Annotated in this window: 21 protein-coding genes; 13 read left to right on the top strand and 8 right to left on the bottom strand. The window is 73.1% G+C overall.

The window, feature by feature from the left end:
- Nucleotides 1-10 precede the first annotated feature (10 nt).
- Complete coding sequence (locus ACZ51S_RS20445; RefSeq protein WP_468883879.1) at nucleotides 11-1,765, top strand: NAD+ synthase; 1,755 nt, start codon at nucleotides 11-13, stop codon at nucleotides 1,763-1,765.
- Nucleotides 1,766-1,849: 84 nt separating this feature from the next.
- Here ACZ51S_RS20445 and ACZ51S_RS20440 read toward each other — a convergent pair whose 3' ends face one another.
- Complete coding sequence (locus ACZ51S_RS20440) at nucleotides 1,850-2,878, bottom strand: endonuclease/exonuclease/phosphatase family protein (protein WP_468477616.1); 1,029 nt, start codon at nucleotides 2,876-2,878, stop codon at nucleotides 1,850-1,852.
- A 306-nt stretch (nucleotides 2,879-3,184) separates the two neighbouring features.
- Between ACZ51S_RS20440 and panB the strand changes: the two genes are divergently transcribed.
- From panB to ACZ51S_RS20425, 3 genes are all read left to right on the top strand, one after another.
- The gene (panB, locus tag ACZ51S_RS20435) at nucleotides 3,185-4,045 is read left to right on the top strand and encodes a 3-methyl-2-oxobutanoate hydroxymethyltransferase (RefSeq protein ID WP_388935894.1); all 861 of its coding nucleotides are present in this window, start codon (nucleotides 3,185-3,187) and stop codon (nucleotides 4,043-4,045) included.
- Nucleotides 4,046-4,166: 121 nt separating this feature from the next.
- Nucleotides 4,167-5,198: an ATP-binding cassette domain-containing protein gene (locus ACZ51S_RS20430; RefSeq protein ID WP_468961627.1), complete on the top strand. Its 1,032-nt coding sequence runs from the start codon at nucleotides 4,167-4,169 to the stop codon at nucleotides 5,196-5,198.
- Nucleotides 5,195-6,043: an ABC transporter permease gene (locus tag ACZ51S_RS20425; RefSeq protein ID WP_468477618.1), complete on the top strand. Its 849-nt coding sequence runs from the start codon at nucleotides 5,195-5,197 to the stop codon at nucleotides 6,041-6,043. The genes ACZ51S_RS20430 and ACZ51S_RS20425 overlap by 4 nt, the downstream gene beginning before the upstream one ends.
- Before the next feature lie 63 nt (nucleotides 6,044-6,106).
- Here ACZ51S_RS20425 and ACZ51S_RS20420 read toward each other — a convergent pair whose 3' ends face one another.
- On the bottom strand, nucleotides 6,107-9,451 hold the full coding sequence (locus ACZ51S_RS20420) for an AfsR/SARP family transcriptional regulator (protein WP_468961625.1): 3,345 nt from the start codon (nucleotides 9,449-9,451) through the stop codon (nucleotides 6,107-6,109).
- A gap of 61 nt (nucleotides 9,452-9,512) precedes the next feature.
- Here ACZ51S_RS20420 and ACZ51S_RS20415 point away from each other — a divergent pair, with 61 nt between their 5' ends.
- Entirely contained in the window at nucleotides 9,513-10,316 is an 804-nt protein-coding gene (locus tag ACZ51S_RS20415) for a site-2 protease family protein (RefSeq protein WP_468477620.1), read from the top strand.
- 48 nt (nucleotides 10,317-10,364) lie between these two features.
- Here ACZ51S_RS20415 and ACZ51S_RS20410 read toward each other — a convergent pair whose 3' ends face one another.
- Together ACZ51S_RS20410 and npdG are read right to left on the bottom strand one after the other, a co-directional pair.
- The gene (locus ACZ51S_RS20410) at nucleotides 10,365-10,547 is read right to left on the bottom strand and encodes a hypothetical protein (RefSeq protein WP_388935910.1); all 183 of its coding nucleotides are present in this window, start codon (nucleotides 10,545-10,547) and stop codon (nucleotides 10,365-10,367) included.
- 119 nt (nucleotides 10,548-10,666) lie between these two features.
- The gene (npdG, locus tag ACZ51S_RS20405) at nucleotides 10,667-11,371 is read right to left on the bottom strand and encodes an NADPH-dependent F420 reductase (RefSeq protein ID WP_388935912.1); all 705 of its coding nucleotides are present in this window, start codon (nucleotides 11,369-11,371) and stop codon (nucleotides 10,667-10,669) included.
- 61 nt (nucleotides 11,372-11,432) lie between these two features.
- Here npdG and ACZ51S_RS20400 point away from each other — a divergent pair, with 61 nt between their 5' ends.
- Nucleotides 11,433-12,038, top strand: a complete 606-nt coding sequence (locus ACZ51S_RS20400) for a hypothetical protein (RefSeq protein ID WP_388935915.1) — start codon at nucleotides 11,433-11,435, stop codon at nucleotides 12,036-12,038.
- A 24-nt stretch (nucleotides 12,039-12,062) separates the two neighbouring features.
- Here ACZ51S_RS20400 and ACZ51S_RS20395 read toward each other — a convergent pair whose 3' ends face one another.
- Nucleotides 12,063-12,305, bottom strand: coding sequence for a hypothetical protein (locus tag ACZ51S_RS20395; RefSeq protein WP_468477621.1), 243 nt, complete (start codon nucleotides 12,303-12,305; stop codon nucleotides 12,063-12,065).
- 109 nt (nucleotides 12,306-12,414) lie between these two features.
- On the opposite strand from ACZ51S_RS20395, the gene map reads away from it, so the two are divergent.
- On the top strand, nucleotides 12,415-13,272 hold the full coding sequence (gene map, locus ACZ51S_RS20390) for a type I methionyl aminopeptidase (protein WP_007263801.1): 858 nt from the start codon (nucleotides 12,415-12,417) through the stop codon (nucleotides 13,270-13,272).
- A 158-nt stretch (nucleotides 13,273-13,430) separates the two neighbouring features.
- Entirely contained in the window at nucleotides 13,431-14,078 is a 648-nt protein-coding gene (locus tag ACZ51S_RS20385) for a biliverdin-producing heme oxygenase (protein ID WP_467893874.1), read from the top strand.
- 73 nt (nucleotides 14,079-14,151) lie between these two features.
- Here the strand turns inward: ACZ51S_RS20385 and ACZ51S_RS20380 are convergent, their stop codons facing one another.
- Nucleotides 14,152-14,802, bottom strand: coding sequence for a PhzF family phenazine biosynthesis protein (locus tag ACZ51S_RS20380; protein ID WP_468477622.1), 651 nt, complete (start codon nucleotides 14,800-14,802; stop codon nucleotides 14,152-14,154).
- A gap of 348 nt (nucleotides 14,803-15,150) precedes the next feature.
- On the opposite strand from ACZ51S_RS20380, the gene efeO reads away from it, so the two are divergent.
- Genes efeO through efeU form a run of 3 tightly spaced genes read left to right on the top strand, consistent with a single transcriptional unit; the run spans nucleotide 15,151 to nucleotide 18,484 of the window.
- Nucleotides 15,151-16,302, top strand: a complete 1,152-nt coding sequence (gene efeO, locus ACZ51S_RS20375) for an iron uptake system protein EfeO (RefSeq protein WP_468802210.1) — start codon at nucleotides 15,151-15,153, stop codon at nucleotides 16,300-16,302.
- A gap of 31 nt (nucleotides 16,303-16,333) precedes the next feature.
- Nucleotides 16,334-17,596: an iron uptake transporter deferrochelatase/peroxidase subunit gene (efeB, locus tag ACZ51S_RS20370; protein WP_468477624.1), complete on the top strand. Its 1,263-nt coding sequence runs from the start codon at nucleotides 16,334-16,336 to the stop codon at nucleotides 17,594-17,596.
- 42 nt (nucleotides 17,597-17,638) lie between these two features.
- Complete coding sequence (efeU, locus tag ACZ51S_RS20365) at nucleotides 17,639-18,484, top strand: iron uptake transporter permease EfeU (RefSeq protein WP_468477625.1); 846 nt, start codon at nucleotides 17,639-17,641, stop codon at nucleotides 18,482-18,484.
- A gap of 50 nt (nucleotides 18,485-18,534) precedes the next feature.
- Here efeU and ACZ51S_RS20360 read toward each other — a convergent pair whose 3' ends face one another.
- Nucleotides 18,535-19,296, bottom strand: a complete 762-nt coding sequence (locus ACZ51S_RS20360; RefSeq protein WP_388935937.1) for an SDR family oxidoreductase — start codon at nucleotides 19,294-19,296, stop codon at nucleotides 18,535-18,537.
- Between the two features lie 108 nt (nucleotides 19,297-19,404).
- Here ACZ51S_RS20360 and ACZ51S_RS20355 point away from each other — a divergent pair, with 108 nt between their 5' ends.
- Both ACZ51S_RS20355 and ACZ51S_RS20350 read left to right on the top strand, forming a co-directional pair.
- A complete protein-coding gene (locus ACZ51S_RS20355) occupies nucleotides 19,405-20,847 on the top strand; it encodes a multidrug effflux MFS transporter (protein WP_468802211.1) in 1,443 nt (480 codons plus the stop codon).
- A gap of 9 nt (nucleotides 20,848-20,856) precedes the next feature.
- Complete coding sequence (locus ACZ51S_RS20350; RefSeq protein WP_468477627.1) at nucleotides 20,857-21,879, top strand: small ribosomal subunit Rsm22 family protein; 1,023 nt, start codon at nucleotides 20,857-20,859, stop codon at nucleotides 21,877-21,879.
- Here ACZ51S_RS20350 and ddaH read toward each other — a convergent pair.
- Nucleotides 21,876-22,685: a dimethylargininase gene (ddaH, locus tag ACZ51S_RS20345; protein WP_468802212.1), complete on the bottom strand. Its 810-nt coding sequence runs from the start codon at nucleotides 22,683-22,685 to the stop codon at nucleotides 21,876-21,878. The two genes, ACZ51S_RS20350 and ddaH, sit on opposite strands and share 4 nt — an antisense overlap.
- Nucleotides 22,686-22,787: the final 102 nt, after the last annotated feature.

The raw sequence follows: 22,787 nt of genomic DNA, 5'->3' as shown, positions 1-22,787 counted from the left end.
GACTGGGCCCGTGCCTCAACTACGCCTCGCTCTGAATCAGATCGACTCGCAGGTCGGCAACATCGCCGCCAACTCCGACTCGGTCGTGCACTGGACGCGGCACTCCGCCGAGCAGGGCGCCCACCTCGTGGCGTTCCCGGAGATGACGCTGACGGGCTACCCCGTCGAGGACCTGGCCCTGCGGGCCTCCTTCGTGGAAGCGTCCCGCACCGCGCTGGCCGCGCTGGCCCGGCGGCTGGCGGACGAGGGGCTCGGCGGGCTCCCCGTCGTCGTCGGCTACCTCGACCGCAGCGAGCGGGCCGCCCCCCGGCTGGGGCGCCCCGCGGGATCCCCGGAGAACGCGGCCGCCGTGCTGTACCGCGGCCGGGTCGTCCTGCGGTTCGCCAAGCACCACCTGCCCAACTACGGGGTCTTCGACGAGTTCCGGTACTTCGTGCCGGGAGAGACCCAGCCCGTCATCCGGGTGCACGGCGTCGACGTGGCCCTGGCCATCTGCGAGGACCTCTGGCAGGAGGGCGGCCGCGTCCCGGCCACCCGCGCCGCCGGGGCCGGGCTGCTGATCTCCGTCAACGCGTCCCCGTACGAGCGCAACAAGGACGACGTACGCCTCGAACTGGTCCGCAAGCGCGCCCAGGAGGCCGGCTGCACCCTCGCCTACGTGGCGATGATGGGCGGCCAGGACGAGCTGGTCTTCGACGGCGACTCGATCGTCGTGGACGCGTCCGGCGAGGTCATCGCCCGCGCCCCGCAGTTCTCCGAGGGCTGCGTCCTGGTCGACCTGGACCTGCCGGCCGCTCGGGCGGACGCCCCCGAGGGGGTGGTGGACGACGGCCTGCGCATCGACCGCGTGATCCTCTCCGAGGAGCCGGTGGAGGCGTACGAGCCGGTCGTGACCGGTGGCTACGCCGAGCGCCTGGACGACGACGAGGAGGTGTACGACGCGCTGGTCGTGGGCCTGCGCGCGTACGTCAGGAAGAACGGCTTCCGTTCCGTCCTGATCGGGCTCTCCGGGGGCATCGACTCGGCGCTCGTCGCGGCCATCGCCTGCGACGCGGTCGGGGCGCAGAACGTGTACGGCATCGCCATGCCCTCGAAGTACTCCTCGGAGCACTCCAAGGGCGACGCCGCCGATCTGGCGGAACGGACCGGGCTGAACTTCCGCACCGTCTCGATCGAGCCGATGTTCGACGCCTACATGGGCTCGCTGGGCCTGACCGGCCTGGCCGAGGAGAACCTCCAGTCCCGGCTGCGCGGCACCCTGCTGATGGCGGTGTCCAACCAGGAGGGGCACATCGTGCTGGCCCCGGGCAACAAGTCCGAGCTGGCCGTCGGCTACTCCACCCTCTACGGGGACTCCGTCGGCGCCTACGGGCCGATCAAGGACGTCTACAAGAGCGACGTCTTCCGGCTCGCCCGGTACCGCAACCGGGCCGCCGTCGAGCGGGGCGAGACCCCTCCCATCCCGGAGAACTCGATCGTGAAGCCGCCGAGCGCCGAGCTGCGCCCTGGTCAGGTGGACACGGACTCGCTGCCGGACTACCCGGTGCTCGACGCGATCCTGGACCTGTACGTGGACCGGGACCAGGGCCTGGAGGAGATCGTCGCGGCCGGCTTCGACCGGCAGCTGGTGGCCCGGACCCTGCGGATGGTGGACACGGCCGAGTACAAGCGCCGCCAGTACCCGCCGGGCACCAAGATCTCCGCGAAGGGCTTCGGCAAGGACCGCCGGCTGCCCATCACCAACGGCTGGCGCGAGCGCGCGTAGCCGCCGCAGCCGGCCCGACGGGGAAGCCAGGGGGCCCGCCGCGTGAGCGGCGGGCCCCCTGGCTTCGCGCGGGCGGCGCGCCGCTCACCTGCGTACGGTCACCCGGGCGGCCACCGGGAGGTGGTCGCTGCCCGTGCGGGGCAGGGTCCAGGAGGCCTCCGGCTTCGCCCCGCGCACCATGATCTGGTCGATCCGGGCCATCGGGAACTGCGCCGGCCAGCTGAAGCCGAAGCCGTCGCCGGCCGCGCCCTGGGTGGAACGCATCTGCGAGGTCACCTCGGACAGGGCGCGGTCGTTCATGGTGCCGTTGAGGTCGCCGAGCAGGATGACGTTCTTCAGCGGTTCGGCGGCGAGGGCCGCCCCGAGCGCGTCGGCGCTGTTGTCGCGCTGGTTGGCGGTGAAGCCGGCGTTGAGCTTGACCCGGACCGAGGGGAGGTGGGCGACGTACACGCCGATCTCGCCGAAGGGGCTCGCGACGGTGGTGCGCATGGCGCGGGTCCAGCCGAGCCGGATGTCCACGGGCTTGCTGGAGGTCAGCGGGTATTTGCTCCACACGCCGACCGTGCCCTCGACCGCGTGGTACTTGTACGCGCCTCCGAGGGCCTTCTCGTAGACGGGGACGGCGCTCGCCTTGAGCTCGGTCAGGGCCAGCACGTCCGCCCGCGAGGTGGCGAGCGCCTCGCCGGTGCCGCGCGGGTCGGGGTTGTCGGCGTCGACGTTGTGGGCGGCGACCATCAGGTTGCCGCGGGAGCCCGACTTGTCGGTGACCAGGCCGCCGAAGAGGTTCACCCAGACCGCGGCCGTCAGCAGTATCGCGATCAGGGCCGTCGCGGACCTGCGGATCACGGCGATGGCCAGCAGGACCGGCACGGCCAGCCCCAGCCAGGGCAGGAAGGTCTCGACGAGGCTGCCGAGGTTGCCCACGTCGTTGGAGAGCTCGGCGTGGAAGATCATCACCAGCGAGATCAGGGCGGCGACCCCGGCGGTGACGATGCCGCGCTTCCAAATGCCGCGGTCGCCCCGCAGCTCGGCCAGGAGGCGCTTCAGTCCGGATCCGGGGGGCCCGGGCTCGGAGCCGCCGTTCCCCGTCTCCGTCATGTACGCCTGTGCCATGCCATGTCCTCGCTGCCGTGCTCGCGCTCCGTCCCCGTGCCTTGACCCTAGGCGATGTCGGGAGCCTTCCGTGCCGTCCTCGCGGCCGTACAACCGGGAGGACGAACGGCCGTGCGGCAAGGGTTCCGCTTGTCACGAAACGCGCACATTGGCTCCGGCGCGCCTGGAGACGGGCCAGGAGTGTGACGGACCGGTCAGCGCGCCGCGGCCCTCCCACTTCCGTCCACGGCCGGACGGGTGCCACCATGGTGGGTGAGTCCGGGGACGCCGTAAGGGTGCCTCGAGATGACACAAGGAGCAGTTGCAATGACGCATGCCGTTTCGCCTGCCCGCGAAGCCGCCTCCCCCACCCTGTACGGGGGCACGGGCAACCGGCGGATCACCGTCCGCGACCTCAACCTCGCCAAGGAGCGCGGCGAGAAGTGGCCCATGCTCACCGCCTACGACGCCATGACGGCGTCCGTGTTCGACGAGGCCGGGATCCCGGTGATCCTCGTCGGTGACTCCATGGGCAACTGTCACCTCGGTTACGACACCACCGTCCCCGTGACGATGGACGAGATGACCCTGCTGTCGGCGGCCGTCGTACGGGGCACCAGCCGGGCCCTGGTCGTCGGCGACCTGCCGTTCGGCTCCTACCAGGAAGGCGCCGTGCAGGCGCTGCGCAGCGCGACCCGACTGGTGAAGGAGGCCGGTGTCGGGGCGGTCAAGCTGGAGGGCGGGGAGCGCTCGCTGCACCAGACCGAGCTGATCGTCCAGTCCGGCATCCCGGTCATGTCCCACCTGGGTCTGACCCCGCAGTCCGTGAACGCCATGGGCTACCGGGTGCAGGGCCGCACCGACGAGGCCGCGCACCAGCTGCTGCGCGACGCGAAGGCCGCGCAGGACGCGGGTGCCTTCGCGGTGGTCCTGGAGCTGGTCCCGGCCGAGCTGGCCGCCGAGGTCACCCGGTCGCTGCACATCCCGACCGTCGGCATCGGTGCGGGCTCGGAGTGCGACGCGCAGGTGCTCGTGTGGACCGACATGATGGGCCTGACCGGCGGGAAGATGCCGCGCTTCGTCAAGCAGTACGCGGACCTGCGCCGGACCATGGGCGACGCGGCGAAGGCCTTCGCCGAGGACGTGGTGGGCGGAACGTTCCCGCAGGAGGAGCACGCCTTCCACTAGTCCCCGTCGTCCAAGTCGCCGTTGACCGACAGCCCGCCGGCAGGCCCGCCGGCGGGCTGTCGGCTGCGTGTGGGATGGCTGTCGGAGGCCTGTCGGAGCTTTGTCAGTGACGGCTGGTCCCATGGTGGACATGACGCGAAACGACAAGAACTCCCACGCCGTGGAAGTGCGGGGGCTGGTCAAGCACTACGGCGAGACCAAGGCCCTGGACGGGGTCGACCTGGACGTCCGCGAGGGCACCGTGCTCGGCGTGCTGGGACCGAACGGCGCCGGCAAGACCACCCTGGTCCGCTGCCTGTCCACCCTGATCGTCCCCGACGCGGGCACCGCCACGGTCGCCGGCTTCGACGTGGTCCGCCAGCCCCGCCAGCTGCGCCGCACCATCGGCCTCACCGGCCAGTACGCCTCGGTCGACGAGAAGCTCTCCGGCTGGGAGAACCTCTACATGATCGGCCGGCTGCTGGACCTGTCCCGCAAGGACGCCCGGGCCCGCGCGGACGAGCTGCTGGAGCGGTTCTCCCTGACCGAGGCGGCGAAGAAGGCGGCGATGCACTACTCCGGCGGGATGCGCCGCCGGCTGGACCTGGCCGCCTCGATGATCGGCCGCCCGGCGGTGCTCTACCTGGACGAGCCGACCACCGGTCTGGACCCCCGTACCCGCAACGAGGTGTGGGACGAGGTGCAGCGGATGGTCGCCGAGGGCGCCACCGTGCTGCTCACCACCCAGTACATGGAGGAGGCCGAGCAGCTCGCGAACGAGCTCACGGTCATCGACCGCGGCAAGGTCATCGCCAAGGGCAGGGTCGACGAGCTGAAGGCCCGCGTCGGGGGCCGCACCCTGCGGATCCGGCCGGTGCACCCGTCCGACCTGCCGGACATCGCCCGCTCGCTGGCGGAGGCCGGTCTGGACGGGGTGGCCGGCTCCCAGGCGGTGCCGGACGAGGGCGTGCTGCTGGTGCCGATCCTGAGCGACGGGCAGCTGACCGCGGTGGTCGGCCTGCTGGCCGCCCGCGGATACGCGATCGCCGACCTCGGCACGTACCTGCCCAGCCTGGACGAGGTGTTCCTGTCCATCACCGGCCAGAAGCCGGCGACGGCCGAGGACGCCGCGCCCACCCGCAAGACCGAGCCGAACCAGGAGGTCGCGGCATGAGCACCGCCACCACGACGAAGCCCAGCACCACCGCGGCCGTCACGGCCGCGTCCCGCCCGCCCTCCGAGGGCCGGATCGGCCTGCGGGCCAACCTGCGCCACATCGGCGCGCTCGTCCGGCGCAACGCCCTCCAGATCAAGCAGGACCCGGAGTCGATGTTCGACGTCCTGTTCATGCCGATCATCTTCACGCTGCTGTTCGTGTTCGTCTTCGGCGGCGCGATCTCCGGCAAGGGCAACCAGGGCGAGTACGTCAACTACGTGGTCCCGGGCCTGATGGCGATGATGGGCATGAACATCGCGATGGGGGTCGGCACCGGCGTCAACGACGACTTCAAGAAGGGCGTGATGGACCGCTTCCGGTCCATGCCCATCGCCCGGTCCTCGGTCCTCGTCGCGAAGATCGTGGTCGAGCTCGGCCGGATGATGGTCGCCATCGCCATCCTGCTCACCGTGGGCTTCATCCTGGGTCTGTCCATCAAGTCCTCGGTGCTGGACCTGTTCCTCGCCATCGGGCTGTCGGCCGTCTTCGGCGCCTCCCTGATGTGGATCTTCATCCTGCTGGGTCTGACCCTGAAGACCGCGCAGGCCGTCCAGGGCATGGCGATGCTGGTCCTGATGCCGCTGCAGTTCGGCAGCTCGATCTTCGCCCCGCCGACGACGATGCCGGGCTGGCTGCAGTCCTTCACGGACTACAACCCGCTCTCCAACCTGGCCGACGCCGCCCGCGGCCTGATCAACGGCACCCCGCTGGGGAACTCCGTGTGGGTCACGCTGGCCTGGTCGGTCGCCATCACGGCGGTCACCATGCCGGTCGCGGTCCGCAAGTTCCGCCAGAAGACCTGATCCCCGGCCGGCCGGTCCGTCAGGATCGCGTCCCGGACGGCACCGCACGGGGGGCCGGCCGGATCAGATGAGGGCGGTGGCCTCCTCCAGGGTGAGGCCGCCGCCTTCGGCGTACGCCGCCTCGTACGCGGCGTCCCCCAGCGCCGCCCGCGCCCGTTCCCCGGCGAGGGCGGCGTCCTCGCGTTCGGAGGAGACCGGGACGTGCCCGGCCGGCAGGTGGGCGCGGTAGGCGCCGAGCAGCCGCGCGCTCTCGTACGCCTGCCCCGTGCCGCCCAGCCCGGTCCGGGCCACCGCGGCCGTCAGCAGGTACAGGGCGGGCATCTGCGGGGCGACCATCATCGCCAGCGGGTGCCGGACGGCTCCCGCCGCCTCCCGGGCCAGCCGCAGGGCGTCCTCGTACTTGCCCTCCTGGTTGTCCAGCCAGGCCGTGGTCGCGAGGAGGAACACGTCGAAGACGGCGAAGGCGCCGAGGGCGAACTCCTCGCGCAGCGTCCGGATCTGGTCACGGGCCTCGGCGATGCGGCCGGTGCGGCCGTAGACGCCCGCGAGGAACATCCGGGCGGCGGGCATGGCCTCGTTCCCGAACCGGTCCAGAGTGGTGAGGCTCTCCGTGAGGATCCGCTCGGCCTCCTCGATCCGGCCGCTCTCCACGAGGGACCCGGCCATCCGTACCCGCAGCACCGTCACCTGCGCCTTGGCGCCGAGGCGTTCGGCGTACTCGATCGCCTCGCGGTAGTCCCGGGCGGACAGGGCGTGGTCCCCGCGCTTCTCGCGGGACTCGGCGCGGGCCGACAGGGCCTCGGCGCAGCCCCAGTGGTCGCCGAGTTCACGGAAGAGCGCCAGGCTCTCGTCGGCGTCGCGGGAGGCGTCGCCGGCCCAGTCGGCGCGGTTGGCGAGGATGTTGGCCCGCAGCTGGAGGGCGGAGGCGAGCTCCCAGCGGTAGCCGAGCTCGCGGGCGGTGTCGACGGTGGCGTCCACGACCCGCTTGAGCAGCCCGGCGTCGCCCGCGATCATCACGGCGTAGATCCACAGGGAGGCCGGGGTCCGGCAGGTCTGCGGGAGCCCGGGCCGGTAGGTGGCGAGCACGCCCGCCACCTGCTCGCGGACCTCGGGGCTGTCCCAGTCGGTGCTGGTCTGGTCCCGGGAGGCCAGCCGCACCAGGTGCAGGGCGCGCCAGCCCTCGGTGAGCACCTCGCCGGAGTAGGGCGGGGGCGAGTCGACGAGCCGTTCGTAGACGGGCCCGGCGGGGACGTGGGGCGGCCGGAACGGGTCGGGGCCCAGTTCGGCGGCGGCCTCGGACCAGTGCCGGGATTCGGCGCGGAGGTCCTGCATGTGCCAGTACCAGCCGAGCGAGTGGACGAGGCACAGCACTTCGCCGGTGTCGCGGGCGGCGACGGCCCGGCGCAGGGCGGTACGGAGGTTCTCGTACTCGGTGGCGATCCGGTCGGCGGCCGCCCGCTGGCCGTGGCCGCGGAGCAGGGGTTCGGTGGTGCGGGCGAGTTCGCGGTAGTGGACGAGGTGGCGGTGCTCGGTGGCTTCGCGGTCCTTTCCCGCGCTGGCCTCGGCGAGGCGCTCGGCGGCGTATTCGCCGACGGTCTCCAGGAGGCGGTAGCGCATGTCGCCGGCGGGGCCGGGCGCGGCCACGACGAGGGACTTGTCGACGAGGGCGGCCATGGCATCGGCGACGTCGGTGTCCGGGCCGGCGTCCGGGTCCGCGCAGACGGCTTCGGCGGCCTCCAGGTCGCAGCCGCCCGCGAAGACGGACAGCCGTCCGAGGACGGCCCGTTCCGGCTCGTCCAGCAGGTCCCAGGACCAGTCGACGACGGCGCGCAGGGTCTGCTGGCGGGGCAGGACGGTGCGGGCGCCGCCGGTCAGCAGGCGGAAACGGTCGTCGAGCCGGTCGGCGATCTGGCGCGGGGTGAGGAGCCGCAGCCGGGCGGCGGCCAGCTCGATGGCGAGCGGCAGCCCGTCGAGGCGGCGGCAGATCTCGGCCGCGGCGGCCGGGTCGTCGGTGACCCGGAACCCGGGCCGGGCGGCGGCGCCCCGGTCGCCGAGCAGCCGCAGGGCGACCGGGTCGGGCAGCGGTTCGACGGGGCGCAGGAACTCCCCGGGCACGCCGAGGGGTTCCCGGCTGGTGGCGAGGATCCGCACGCCGGGGCAGTGGGTCAGGAGCCGCTCGGCGAGTACCGCGGCGGCGCCGATGACGTGCTCGCAGTTGTCGAGGAGCAGCAGCAGCCGGCGGCGGGAGCAGTGCTCGGTGAGCCGGTCGAGGGGGTCGTCCCCGGCCCGGTCGGTCAGTGCGCGCAGCTCCTCGGCGGCGGCCCCGCGCAGCTTGGTCTCGCGGGCGCCGAGTGCGGCGAGGGCCGCCTCGGGGACGTCCTCCGGGTCCTCCACGGGCGCCAGCTCGACGAACCACACCCCGTCGGGCCAGGCGTCGGCGGCGGCGCGGGCGTGCGTCTCGGCGGCCTCCTGCGAGAGCCGGGTCTTCCCGGCCCCGCCGGGGCCCAGGAGCGTGACGAGCCGGGCCCGGGCGAGGTCGTCGCCGATGACGCGGATGTCGTCCTCCCGCCCGACGAAGGTGGTGAGCCGCGCCCGGAGGTTCCCGTGGGGCCCGGCGTCGTGCCGGGCGGCGTCGTGCCGGGCGGCGGGGGCGGTGGGGAGCGGGATGGGGGCCGGGGCGGGGGGCGTGCCCGGCGGGGGCGGGGAGAGGAGCTCCGAGTGGAGGGCGCGCAGCGCGGGGCCCGGGTCCGTGCCGAGGCGGGCGGCGAGGTCCTGACGGACGGTCTCGTACGCGGCCAGCGCCTCCGCCGGGCGGCCCGCCGCACGCAGGGCCCGGATCCGCAGCACCTGCGAGGGTTCGTCCAGCGGCTGCCGCGCACACAGCTCGGTCAGCTCCGGCAGTGCCTGTTCCGCCTCGCCCAGCGCCAGCGCCGCGCCCAGGCGGCCCCGGCGCGCGTCCGTCCGTACGGCCTCCCAGCGCGCGGACTCGGCCGCCGCATCGGGGAGGGAGGCCAGCGCCGGCCCCCGCCACAGCGCGAGCCCCTCGTCGTACAGGGCCGCCGCCCGGGCCGGGTCCGGCTCGGCCGCGGCGGCGCGCACCAGCCGCTCGAAGCGGTACAGGTCGACGTCGTCCCGCTCCGCCTCCAGCCGGTAGCCGCCCTCCACGGACCGCACGGCCGCGTGCCCGAGCGTCCGCCGCAGCCGCCCCACCAGCGCCTGGAGCGCCGCGACGGCGTCGGCCGGCGGGGCCGCGTCCCACACCTCGGCGACCAGCAGCCCCGCCGGCACCGCACGGCCCGGCCGCAGGGCGAGCGCGGTCAGGAGGGCGCGCAGGCGCGCTCCGCCGACGGCGACGGTGGTCCCGTCGTCGCGGATGGCCTGGGCGGTGCCGAGAATCGCGTAGCGCACCTGCCCATTCTCTCCGGCACCGCGCCCCCGGCCGCGCCGAGCCCGGGGTAGGTTTCGCGGCATGGTTCATCAGGGCGTCCGCAGCGAGCGGCAGATCAGTTCCGTGTTCCTCGGCATCGTCGCCGTCATGGCCGTGACCGGCTGGGCGGTGTGGACGGACTACGCGGCGAGCACGGGGCTGGCCGTGTTCCTCTTCGTCACGTGCGCGTGGGTGGTCTCCCTGTGCCTGCACGAGTACGCGCACGCCCGGACGGCGCTGCACGGCGGTGACATCACGGTCGGCGCCAAGGGCTACCTCACCCTGAACCCGCTGAAGTACACGCATCCGCTGCTCAGCATCGTCCTGCCGGTGGTGTTCGTGATCCTGGGCGGGCTGGGCCTGCCCGGCGGGGCCGTGTACATCGAGCTCGACCGGATCCGGGACCGCTGGAAGCACAGCCTCGTCTCGGCGGCGGGGCCGCTGACGAACGTGGCCTTCGCGGTGGTCTGCACCGCCCCGTTCTGGCTGGGCGCCCTCGACGGGGTCCCGCTCCCCTTCCGTTTCGCGCTCGCCTTCCTGGCGCTGCTCCAGGTCTCGGCGGCGATCCTGAACTTCCTGCCGGTGCCGGGCCTGGACGGCTACGGGATCATCGAGCCCTGGCTCCCCCACCGCGTCCGCCGCGAGCTGGCCCCGCTGGCGCCGTTCGCGCTGATCGGGGTGTTCGTCCTGCTGTGGATCCCGGAGGTGAACGCCGTCTTCTTCGACGCGGTCCGGGGGGTCCTGCGCGGGCTCGGCGTCTCGGACCTGGAGACGTACTGCGGCCGCGACCTGTACCGCTTCTGGCAGGACTCGGACGGGTTCTTCTGCACGGCCCCGCAGGACTAGTACGCGTCCTGCGGGCCGGCGGGGGCACGACGGCCCCGGCCGGGCCGGTCAGGCGGCCCGCTGCTGCTTCTCGGCCTTGGCCTTGCGTACGTAGAACCAGGCCATGTTGGACGTGACGCCGGCCAGCAGCACCCACACGATCCCGAGGAAGCTGCCCTCCACGAAGGCGACCACGGCCGCGGCCACGGCAAGGACGCAGACGACAAGGGCGAACACGGCAAGGCGGGGCATCGGGAACAGCTCCTCGGGGGCACGTAAGGGGGTCGAACCCCTCCAGTGTCCCCCATCCCGCCCGGGCCCCCGCCGCCGGCGCGGGTCCGGGAGCGGCGCGGGCCCCGGGGGCGGGGCGGTCAGACGTCGGTGAGGCGCAGGCCGGCGTGGGCCTTGTAGCGGCGGTTGGTGGAGATGAGGTTGGCCACCATCGCCTCGACCTGGTGGGCGTTGCGCAGGCGGCCCGCGAAGACGCCGCGCATGCCCGGGATGCGGGCGGCGAGGGCCTGGACGAGGTCGGTGTCGGCGCGGGATTCGCCGAGGACCATCACGTCGGTGTCGATCTCCTCGACCGAGGCGTCCTGGAGGAGGACGGCGGAGAGGTGGTGGAAGGCGGCGGTGACGCGCGAGTCGGGGAGCAGGGCGGCGGCCTGCTGGGCGGCGCTGCCCTCTTCGACCTGGAGGGCGTAGGCGCCCTGCTTGTCGAAGCCGAGGGGGTTCACGCAGTCCACGACGAGCTTGCCCGCGAGGTCCTCGCGCAGCGCTTCGAGGGTCTTGGCGTGGCCCTCCCACGGCACCGCGATGATCACGATGTCGCTGCGGCGGGCGCATTCGGCGTTGTCGGCGCCCTCGACGCCGAGGCCGAGCTCTTCGGCCGCGCCGCGCGCGCGGTCGGCGGCACGGGAGCCGATGATCACCTTCTGGCCCGCGCGGGCGAGCCGGTAGGCCAGGCCCCGGCCCTGGTCGCCGGTGCCGCCGAGGACGCCGACGACGAGGCCGGAGACGTCCGGGAGGTCCCAGGGGTCCTTGGCCGGGGGCTTCTGGGTGCTGTCTGAGGAAGTCATGGGGGCGAGGGTACTGCCGAGTAGGCCGGACGAGGAGAGTCCGATGGTGCAGGATGCCGCCATGGATGCCGTGAGGGTGGCGCTGCTGCGCGAGGTGCTCGCCGGGACCGGGTGGCCGGACGAGGCCCGGCGCTTCGCGGGCTCGCTGCGGCGGTCGGTGGCGCCGTGCGGGGGCAGCCTGCTGCTGGTGGGCACCGAGCGGTACGAGCCCTGGCACCTGGCGGCGCACCTGGTGGACGAGGCCGCCTGGTCGGGTCAGCCGGAGCTGGCGCCGACGCTGGTGCGCCACCACGTGCGGCCGGGTGAGCCGCCGCACCTGTCGGTGGGGCTGAGCCGGCTGGAGGCGGCCCGGCGCGGGCACACGCTGCTGGTGGTGGCGCCGGAGCGGCCCGGCGCGGGGCTGCTGGAGCGGGTGCACGACGCCCGGCGCGCGGGGGCGACCGTACTGTCCCTGGACGGCGGGGACCCCGACCTGGGCACCCTCGCCCACGACGCCCTGTCGGTGCCGCCGGCCACCTCCGAGCTGGATCTGGACACCGTGCAGCACCTGGTCAGCGCGGCGGCCGGGGAGAACGGCCCGCCGGAGCGGCGGGGGCCGCGGCGGCTGCGCGACCGGCTGGCCGGGCTGGCCGAGCGGCTGACCGCTCCCCCGCCCAGCCGCTGGTAGGCCGCGCCGGCGCGGACGGCCCGGTCAGGGGGTGGCGCCGCCGCCTTCCCCGTCCTCGCGGGTCTTGTCGTTCCACTTGGGGTCGTTCTGCCATTCGAGGTTGCGTTCCTGCGCGGTCTCCATGGCGTGGGCGGCCTCTTCACGGGTGGTGTAGGGGCCGAAGCGGTCCTTGGCCGGGCACTCGGGACCTTCCTCGACCTTGCTGTGGACCAGGCAGTAGTACCACTCGCCCGGTTTTCCCACCTGACGCTTCTTGAACAGGGCCATCGCCTCGGGGCTCCTCTCGACGCCGGCTGTCCGGTACCGCCGCTCGATACCGTTCGATACCGCTCCTCGTCGCCATGCTGCCCCATCGCCGCTGGATACACTCGCTTGCATGTCTGGCCAGTCGCTGCTCGTACCAGGCGAGCTCTCTCCCGTCCGTTCCGTCCCCGGCAACATCCGCCGGCCCGAGTACGTGGGCAAGCCCGCGCCCGCTCCGTACACCGGACCGGAGGTGCAGTCGGCCGAGACGATCGAGGCCATGCGCATCGCCGGCCGGATCGCCGCGCAGGCGATGGAGGAGGCCGCGAAGCACATCGCGCCCGGGGTGACCACCGACGAGCTGGACCGGGTCGCGCACGAGTACATGTGCGACCACGGCGCCTACCCGTCGACGCTGGGCTACCGGGGGTTCCCGAAGTCCCTGTGCTCCTCGCTGAACGAGGTCATCTGCCACGGGATCCCGGACTCGACCGTCCTGCGGGACGGCGACATCGTGAACCTCGACGTGACCGCGTACATCGGCGGGGTGCACGGCGACAACAACGCCACCTACCTGTGCGGCGAGGTGGACGAGGAGTCGCGGCTGCTGGTGGAGCGCACCCGGGAGGCCCTGAACCGGGCGATCAAGGCGGTCAGGCCCGGCCGTCAGATCAACGTCATCGGCCGCGTCATCGAGTCGTACGCGAAGCGGTTCGGGTACGGGGTGGTCCGGGACTTCACCGGTCACGGCATCAACTCGTCCTTCCACTCCGGCCTGATCATCCCGCACTACGACAGCCCGCACGCCACCACCGTCATCGAGCCCGGGATGACCTTCACCATCGAGCCGATGCTGACGCTGGGCACCCACGAGTACGACATGTGGGAGGACGGCTGGACGGTCGTCACGAAGGACCGCAAGCGCACGGCGCAGTTCGAGCACACCCTGGTGGTGACGGACACCGGCGCGGAGATCCTGACCCTGCCGTAGGGGCGCGGCGGCGGGGCGCGGCGGCGAGTTCTTTGCCCGCCGGAGGGTTTTTACCGACAAGGCGTCGGGAACACATTGACTGAGGTAATCCTAAGCAGGAGGATCGGGCGTGGCGGCGGCGTGCCGCCGGGCCCGTTCCTCTTCTCCGGAGGTCAGTCTTGGACGCGTTCTCCACGGTCATCCGTGTCGCCTCGCACGAGCAGCACACCGAAGCCGAGACCTCGACGTTCATGAGCGACCTGCTCGGCGGGCGCCTCGGGGTGGACGCGTACACCCGCTACACCGAGCAGTTGTGGTTCGTGTACCGGGCGCTGGAGGACGGCGCCGAGTCGCTGCGCGAGGACCCGGTGGCGGGCCCCTTCATACGGCCCGAGCTGATGCGCGTCGCCGAGATCGAGCGCGACCTGGCCCACCTGCTGGGCCCGGGCTGGCGGGACGCCGTCAGCGCGCTGCCCGCGACGCGGGCGTACGCGGACCGGGTCGCGCAGTGCGCGGCCTCCTGGCCGGGCGGGTACGTCGCCCACCACTACACCCGCTACCTGGGCGACCTCTCCGGCGGCCAGATCATCCGGGACAAGGCCGAGCGCACCTGGGGCTTCGAGCGCAAGGGCGACGGCGTGCGGTTCTACGTCTTCGCGGACATCTCCAACCCGGCCGCCTTCAAGCGGACCTACCGGGAGCTGCTGGACGCGATCGCCGCGGACGACCTGGAGAAGCAGCGCATCATCGACGAGTGCAAGCGGGCCTTCGACTTCAACGGCGCGGTCTTCCGCGAGCTGGGCGAGGAGTTCCCGCTCAGCGCGTAGGCCCGGGCGGCCGAGCGGTGCGGCGGGAGGGGGCCGGGCGGGTGTGTGCGCACCGGCCCGGCCCCCTCGTCCGTCACGAGGCGAAGCGGACGCGGCCGCCGATCTCGATCGTGCCGTCGGGGCCGGGGGCGGTGAGGATCTGGGAGCCGGCGCCCTGGGTGATGTTGAGGGCGCGGTTCAGCTCGGCGGTGAGGAGTATCGCCGCCGAGCCGGTGGCCTCGTCCTCGGTGATGACCCCGTCCGGGCGGCGCGGGAAGCCGCGGGCGCGGATCCGTCCCGCGGTCTCGTCCTCCCAGGCCCACGCGTAGAGCCAGCCCTCGCCGGGCGGCGGGGCGGGCAGTGCGTCGACCTCGGCGGGGGTGGCGTACCGCTCGGTGCGCTTGCCGGTGACCCACTCGGGGCGGGCGGTGATCCAGGTGAACTCCCCGTCGTCGCGCGCCCATACGGAGCCGACGGGCGGCTGGAGCTCCTCGATGTCCAGCAGCCAGGCGACCCCGACCAGCGGGTGTCCGGCGAAGGACATCCGGGTGCCGGGGGTGCGGATGTCGACGACTCCGCGCTCGGGGTCGTCGACGAACACCGTCTCGCTGTAGCCCAGTTCGGCGGCGAGGGCCTGCCGGGAGGCGTCGTCCGGGCAGGTGCGGCCGTCGCGGACGACTCCGAGCAGGTTGCCGAAGCGGCCGTCACCCGCGCAGAAGACCTTGATCACGTCTAGATCGTTCACGCTGGCATTCAAGCACGGCGCGGCGTCCGGGCCCGGTGGCCGGGGAGCGCACGGATGCCGGTGGAGGTGCTCGCCCATCCGCGCACGGGCGCCCCGCCGGCGGTCCCGGTACGGGGCCGCCGCACTCCGCGTCCGCGCCGCCCCGCCGGGCCCCGCGGGGGCCGGATCGGACGGCGTTTGACCCCCGTTTGACCCTCCCTTGAGGGACTCATGGAGGGGTCGTGACGGGCCCGTGTCCGGGGCCGGAACCTGAGAGACGAATCACTGGACGACTGGGTGACGGTCAGGTACGCCTCGGTTAAGTTAGGGCAGCCTCACCGGCCTGCCCCCGCTTCCCCAGGAGCCCCCATGCGCCCCGCCCGCCTCACCGTGCTCACCGCGGCAGCAGCCGTCGCCGCGCTCACCGCAGTCACCGGCTGCGCCGAGAAGAGCGACAAGAGCGGTTCCGGAGCGATCCACGTGAACGCGACCGACAGCGCCTGCGAGGTCTCGCGGACCGAGTTCCCGGCCGGCAAGGTCTCCATCGAGGTGGAGAACAAGGGCTCCAAGGTGACCGAGCTCTACGTGCTCTTCCCGGACGACCGGATCGTCTCCGAGCGGGAGAACATCGGCCCCGGCACCAAGGCCACCATCACCGCCGAGATCAAGGCGGGCGAGTACGAGTTCGTCTGCAAGCCCGGCATGAAGGGCGACGGCATCCGCACGAAGGTCAAGGCCACCGGCAAGGGCGGCACCGAGAAGCGCAGCCCCGAGCTGGACGCCGCGGTCGCCGCGTACCGCAAGTACGTCCAGGAGCAGGCCGACGAGACCCTGCCGAAGGCCCAGGTCTTCGCCGACGCCGTCAAGGCCGGGGACGTGGAGGCCGCGAAGAAGGCCTACGCCCCCTCCCGCATCGGCTGGGAGCGCACCGAGCCCGTCGCCGAGTCCTTCGGCGACATCGACCCGAAGGTCGACGTCCGCGAGGACGGCCTGGAGGCCGGCCAGGACCCGGCCAAGGACTGGACCGGCTGGCACCGCCTGGAGAAGTCCCTCTTCCAGGACGGCAAGATCGGCGACGAGGAGAAGGAGCTCGCCGACACCCTGATCACCGACCTGACCGCATGGCAGAAGAAGGTGGGCCAGGCCGAGATCACCCCCACGTCCATGGCCAACGGCGCCAAGGAGCTGCTCGACGAGGTCGCCACCGGCAAGGTGACGGGCGAGGAAGAGCGCTACAGCCACACCGACCTGGTCGACTTCAAGGCCAACGTCGAGGGCGCCCAGAAGTCCTACGAGCTCCTCAAGGCGGTCACCGTCAAGAACGAGACGGAGCTCGCCAAGCAGCTGGACACCCAGTTCGCCGCGCTGAACACCCTGCTCGACAAGTACCGCGCCGACAAGAACGGCTACGAGTTCACCTCCTACGACAAGGTCGGCGAGGCGGAGCGCAAGGAGCTCTCGGACGGTGTGAACGCACTGGCCGAGCCCCTTTCCAAGCTGGCCGCCGCGGTCGTCAAGTAGTCCGGAGCCAGGCAGAGGCGGGAGACCCACCATGACCGACGAGGTGCCGGAAGAGACCACGGGCGCCGCCGGCGCGCCCTCGCGCCGCGCCGTGCTCGGCTGGGGCGGGGCCGGGCTGGCGGTCGGCGCGGCCGCGGCCGGCGGCGCGGTGGCCGCCTTCGGCGGTGGCCCGGACGTCTCCCCCGCGGCCGCGGCCGGGGCGGCGGTGCCCTTCCACGGCGAGCACCAGGCCGGCATCGCGAGCGCCGTCCAGGACCGGCTGCACTTCGCGGCCTTCGACGTGCGGACGAAGAGCCGCGACGAGCTGGTCGGGCTCCTCAAGGACTGGACGGCGGCGGCCCGGCTGATGACGGCCGGGCAGCCGGTCGGCGACGCGTACGGCGGCCTGCCCGAGGCCCCGCCCACCGACACCGGCGAGGCCCTCGGCCTCAAGCCCTCCCGCCTCACCCTGACCGTCGGCTTCGGCCCGGGCCTGTTCGCCAAGGACCGCTTCGGTCTGGAGGGCAGGCGCCCCGAGGCGCTGGTGGACCTGGAGCTCTTCCCCGGCGACAACCTGGACGCGGCCCGCTCCGGCGGCGACCTGTGCGTCCAGGCCTGCGCCGACGACCCGCAGGTCGCCGTGCACGCCATCCGCCAGCTGGCCCGCATCGGCTTCGGCAAGGTCGCGGTGCGCTGGTCGCAGCTGGGCTTCGGCAAGACCTCGTCCACCACCCCGGACGAGCAGACCCCGCGCAACATGATGGGCTTCAAGGACGGCACCCGGAACATCTCGGGCACCGACACCGCCGCCCTCGACCAGCACGTGTGGGTCGGCGCGGGCGACGGCAGCGACTGGCTGACGGGCGGTTCGTACCTGGTCGCCCGGCGGATCCGGATGAACATCGAGACCTGGGACCGCACCTCCCTCCAGGAGCAGGAGGACATCTTCGGCCGCGACAAGGGCGAGGGCGCCCCCGTGGGCAAGTCCAAGGAACGCGACGAGCCCTTCCTGAAGGCGATGAAGCCGGAGGCGCACGTGCGCCTCGCGCATCCCGACAGCAACGACGGGGCGACGATCCTGCGGCGCGGCTACTCCTTCACCGACGGCACGGACGGCCTGGGCCGCCTCGACGCGGGCCTGTTCTTCCTGGCCTACCAGCGTGACGTCCGCAAGGGCTTCATCCCCATCCAGCGCCGGCTGGCGAAGTCCGACGTCCTGAACGAGTACATCCAGCACGTGGGTTCGGCGGTCTTCGCCGTCCCGCCGGGCGTCCGCGACAAGGACGACTGGTGGGGCCGGACCCTGTTCGCATGAGTCCCCGCCGTTCGCCCGAGTACCCGCCGGAGAGGAAACGCCGTGTTCGGCAACTATCTGATCGGCCTGCGCGAGGGGCTGGAGGCCAGCCTGGTCGTCTGCATCCTCGTCGCCTACCTGGTCAAGACCGGGAACCGGGCCGCGCTGCGCCCGGTCTGGCTCGGCATCGCGATCGCCTGCGGGCTCTCGCTCGCCTTCGGCGCGCTGCTGGAGTTCGGCACCCAGGAGCTGACCTTCGAGGCGCAGGAGCTGCTGGGCGGCACCCTGTCGATCGTCTCGGTGGGCCTGGTGACGTGGATGGTCTTCTGGATGAAGCGCACCGCGCGGCACCTGAAGGCCGAACTGCACGGCAGGCTCGACTCGGCGCTCGCCATCGGTACCGGCGCGCTGGTCGCCACCGCCTTCCTGGCGGTGGGCCGCGAGGGCCTGGAGACGGCCCTGTTCGTGTGGGCGTCGGTCCGTGCGAGCGGCGAGGGGTCCTCCGCGCCGCTGGTCGGCGTACTGCTGGGCATCGCGACCGCCGTCGTCCTCGGCTGGCTGTTCTACCGCGGCGCCCTGAAGATCAACCTGGCGAGGTTCTTCACGTGGACCGGCGGGATGCTGGTGATCGTCGCCGCGGGCGTGCTCGCGTACGGGGTCCACGACCTCCAGGAGGCCCGGTTCCTCGGCGGCCTCCAGGACAAGGCGTTCGACGTCAGCTCGGCGGTGCCGCCGGACAGCTGGTACGGGGTCCTCCTCAAGGGCGTCTTCAACTTCCAGCCGGACCCGACCGTCCACCAGCTGGCGGTGTGGTCCCTCTACCTGGCGGTCGTCCTGACCCTCTTCCTCCTCCCGGCCCGCCTGCGCGGCGCGACCGGGACCCCGGCCCCCGCCGAGTCCCGGACCTGACCGGGGCGGCCGCGCCCCGGGGACGGGCCGGGGCGGTTCGGGCCGGGCGGTCAGCCCCTGCCGATGTACGGCATCGCGGTGGCCATCACCGTCGCGAACTGGACGTTGGCCTCCAGCGGCAGCTCCGCCATGTGCAGCACCGTGCGGGCCACGTCGGCGGCGTCCATCACCGGCTCCACCGCCAGTTGCCCGTTCGCCTGGAGGATGCCGGTCCGCATGCGCTCGGTCATCTCGGTGGCCGCGTTGCCGATGTCGATCTGGCCGCAGGCGATCCGGTACGGCCGCCCGTCGAGCGACAGGGACTTGGTCAGGCCGGTCATGGCGTGCTTGGTCGCGGTGTAGGCGATGGAGTGGGGGCGGGGGACGTGGGCGGAGATGGAGCCGTTGTTGATGATCCGGCCGCCCTGCGGGTCCTGCTCCTTCATCAGCCGGAACGCCGCCTGCGCGCAGAGGAAGGAGCCGGTCAGGTTGACGTCCACGACCTGGCGCCAGGCCTCGTACGCGATGTCCTCCAGCGGGACCCCGGCGGGACCGAAGGTGCCGGCGTTGTTGAAGAGCAGGTCGAGGCGTCCGTAGCGGGCCCGGACCGTGTCGAACAGCGCGGCGACGTCCTGCGGGTCGCTGACGTCGGCCCGTACGGGCAGCACGTCCGCGCCCGCCCCGGCCGCGGCGGCCGTCTCCTCCAGCGGACCGGTCCGCCGCCCGGCCACGGCCACCGACCAGCCGGCGCCGGCCAGGGCCAGGGCCACGGAACGGCCGATCCCGGAACCGGCTCCGGTCACTACAGCGGTCTTCTTCGCGGGTGCGCTCATGGGGCCGCAGAGTACGTCACAGCGGACATACGGCCCGGGGCGTTCCGACAGCTGAGAGCATGGGTCGGCCAGGGGTGGATAAAGCAGATGAAAAGACTGGAGTTCCGCATGTCGGAGAGTGGCCCCCCGACGGCCCCCTCGCACGGGCCGTCACCCGAGCCGTCCCCCGAACCGTCGTCCGGACCGCCCCCCGAGCCCCCGTCCCGGAAGTCCCCCGGCACCACTGCCCCCCTGACGGCGGCGCGCCGCACCAGCCTGCTGGTCACCTTCGTCCTCGGCGGCCTCAGCGCGCTCCCCCCGCTCTCCATGGACATGTACCTGCCGGCCCTGCCGGAGGTCACCACCGCCCTGCGCAGTCCGGCCGCGACCGTCCAGCTCACTCTCACCTCCTGCCTCGCCGGCATGGCGCTCGGCCAGCTGGTCATCGGCCCCATGAGCGACAAGTGGGGCCGCCGCCGGCCACTGCTGACCGGCATGGCCGTCTACGTCCTCGCCACCGCGATCTGCGCCCTCGCCCCGAGCGCCGAGTTGCTGATCGGCTTCCGCCTGCTCCAGGGCCTGGCCGGGGCGGCCGCCATCGTGATCGCGCGGGCCGTCGTGCGCGACCTGTACGACGGGGTGGAGATGGCCCGCTTCTTCTCCACGCTGATGCTGATATCCGGGGCCGCCCCGATCATCGCGCCGCTCATCGGCGGCCAGGTGCTCCGCTTCGCCGACTGGCGCGGGGTCTTCGCCGTCCTCACCGCCGTCGGCCTCGCACTCACCCTGCTGGTGTGGCGCGGCCTCGGCGAGACCCTGCCGCCCGAGCGGCGCCAGACCGGTGGGGTGGGGGCCGCGCTGCGGACCATGCGCGGTCTGCTCGGCGACCGGGTCTTCGCCGGATACACCCTGGCGGGCGGCTTCGCCTTCGCGGTGCTCTTCTCCTACATAGCCGCCTCGCCCTTCGTCGTGCAGGAGATCTACGGGGCCTCCCCGCAGGCCTTCAGCCTGCTGTTCGGCCTGAACTCCGTCGGGCTGATCGCCGTCGGCCAGATCAACGGCAAGCTGCTGGTGGGCCGGATCAGCCTGGACAAGGCCCTGGGCGCGGGCCTGGCCGTCATCACCGCCGCCTCCGTCGCCCTGCTGCTGATGTCGGCCGGGGTGTTCGGGAAGGCCGGGCTGGTGCCCGTCGCCGCCGCGCTGTTCGTGCTGATGTCGGCGATGGGCCTGGTGCTGCCGAACACCAACGCGCAGGCCCTGATGCGCACCCCGCACGCCGCCGGGTCGGCGTCCGCGCTGCTGGGCACCTCCTCGTTCCTGGTCGGCGCGGTCGCCTCGCCGCTGGTCGGGATCGCCGGGGAGGACACGGCGGTGCCGATGGCGGTGGTGCAGCTGAGCTGCTCGCTGCTGGCGGTGGCCTGCTTCCTCGGGATGTGCCGGCCCTGGCGGCTGCGCGAGCCCCTGGCCGCCGTACCGGGCGGCGCACCGGCGGCCCCGGCGGCCCCGGCGGCCCCGGGCACCCCGGCGGCCCCCCCCGGACCGGCCGCGTCCGCGGCGCCCGGGGCGCCGTAAACTTCGCTGGTGACCGCCGCACCCGCCCCCACCACCGCCGACACCCTCCGCAGCGCCCTCGCCGGGCTGCTCGACGGGCTCCCGCCGAAGCAGGCCTCGGCCGCCGTCGAGCGCCTGATCGCCAGCTACCGGGGTACCACCCCCACCGACGCCCCCGTCCTGCGCGACCGCTCCGACGTCGCGGCGTACGCGGCGTACCGGATGCCGGCCACCTTCGAAGCCGTGCGCTCCGCCCTGGACGGGCTGGCCGGAGCCGCGCCGGAGTGGACGCCGGGCTCGCACGTGGACGTGGGCGGCGGCACGGGTGCCGCGACCTGGGCGGTGGACGCCACCTGGGACGGGCCCCGCGAGACGACGGTGCTGGACTGGGCGGAGCCGGCGCTGGCGCTCGGCGAGGAGCTGGCGGGCCGCTCGTCCTCCGCGGTGCTGCGCGCGGCCGAATGGCGCCGGGCCGTCATCGGGAGCGGGATCGTCCTGCCCGACGCCGACCTGGTGACCGTGTCGTACGTACTCGGCGAACTGACCGCGCAGGCCCGTCGGGCGGTCGTCGCGGAGGCGGCCCGCGCGGGCCGGGCGGTGGTGCTGATCGAGCCGGGCACGCCCGAGGGGTACCTGCGCATCCGCGAGGCCCGCGAGCAGCTGATCGAGGCCGGGATGACGGTGGCGGCGCCCTGCCCGCACGACGGGGCCTGCCCCATCGAGGCCGGGCAGGACTGGTGCCACTTCTCGGCGCGGGTCAGCCGCTCCTCCCTGCACCGGCAGGTCAAGGGCGGGTCCCTGCCGTACGAGGACGAGAAGTTCAGCTACGTCGCGGCGACCCGGTTCCCCGTGACGCCGGTCCCCTCCCGGATCACGCGCAAGCCGCAGATCCGGAAGGGGCTGGTCCTGCTGGACCTGTGCGGTCCCGAGGAGACGGGGCTGTCCCGGGCGACGGTCACCAAGCGCCACGGCGCCCTCTACAAGGCGGCCCGGGACGCCGAATGGGGCGACGCCTGGCCCCCCGCCCCGGGCCACGACCACGACAGGGCCTAGGGGCGCAGCTCCTGGGTGCAGCACTTGACGCTGCCGCCGCCCTTGAGCAGCTCGCCGAGGTCCATCGGGATCGGCTCGAAGCCCCGGTCCCGCAGCGGGGCCAGGAGTCCGGTCGCGCCCTGCGGGAGCAGGACGTGGCGTCCGTCGGAGACCGAGTTCAGGCCGAAGGCGGCGGCGTCCTCGTCCTCCACGAGCAGGGCGTCCGGGAACAGCCTGCGCAGCACGGCCCGGCTGCCCGGGGAGAACGCCGGCGGGTGGTACATGATCTCGTCGCCGTCGAGGACGCAGAGCGCCGTGTCCAGGTGGTAGTAGCGCGGGTCCACCAGGTCGAGCCCGATGACGGGGCGGCCGAAGAACTCCTGCGCCTCGTCGTGCGAGAGCGGGCTGGAGCGGAAGCCCCGGCCGGCCAGGATGTAGCCGGCCGTGACGGCGAAGTCCCCCTCGCCCTCGTTGACGTGCGAGGGTTCGTGCACGTCCGTGAAGCCGTTCGCGCGGAACCAGTCGAGGTGGATCTCCGCCTCGGCGGCGCGTTCCGGGTAGGCGAAGCGGGCGCCGAGCACCCGGCCGTCGATGACGAGGGCCCCGTTCGCGGCGAAGACCATGTCGGGCAGGCCGGGATCGGGGAGGAGGGTCTCGACGGTGTGGCCGAGGGAGAGGTAGCGGTCCCTCAGGTCTTCCCACTGGGCTTGTGCGAGGGGCAGGTCCACCGGTTTCGTGGGGTCCATCCACGGGTTGATGGAGTACGTGACCCTGAAGTGCGCGGGTGGGCACATCAGGTAGCGCCGGGGTGTGGCGTCTCTGCGCAAAGAAGGCTCCTCACGACTACGACTACGGACTCACGGTGCTGTGCGTGTCGAGAGAATCGTCTCTCCTCCGGGGTGACCGCGCAGTGAACTGATCGGGTGGTT

Source organism: Streptomyces sp. NPDC034043 (assembly GCF_055575675.1).
This window is presented reverse-complemented; position numbering and strand designations above follow the sequence as displayed.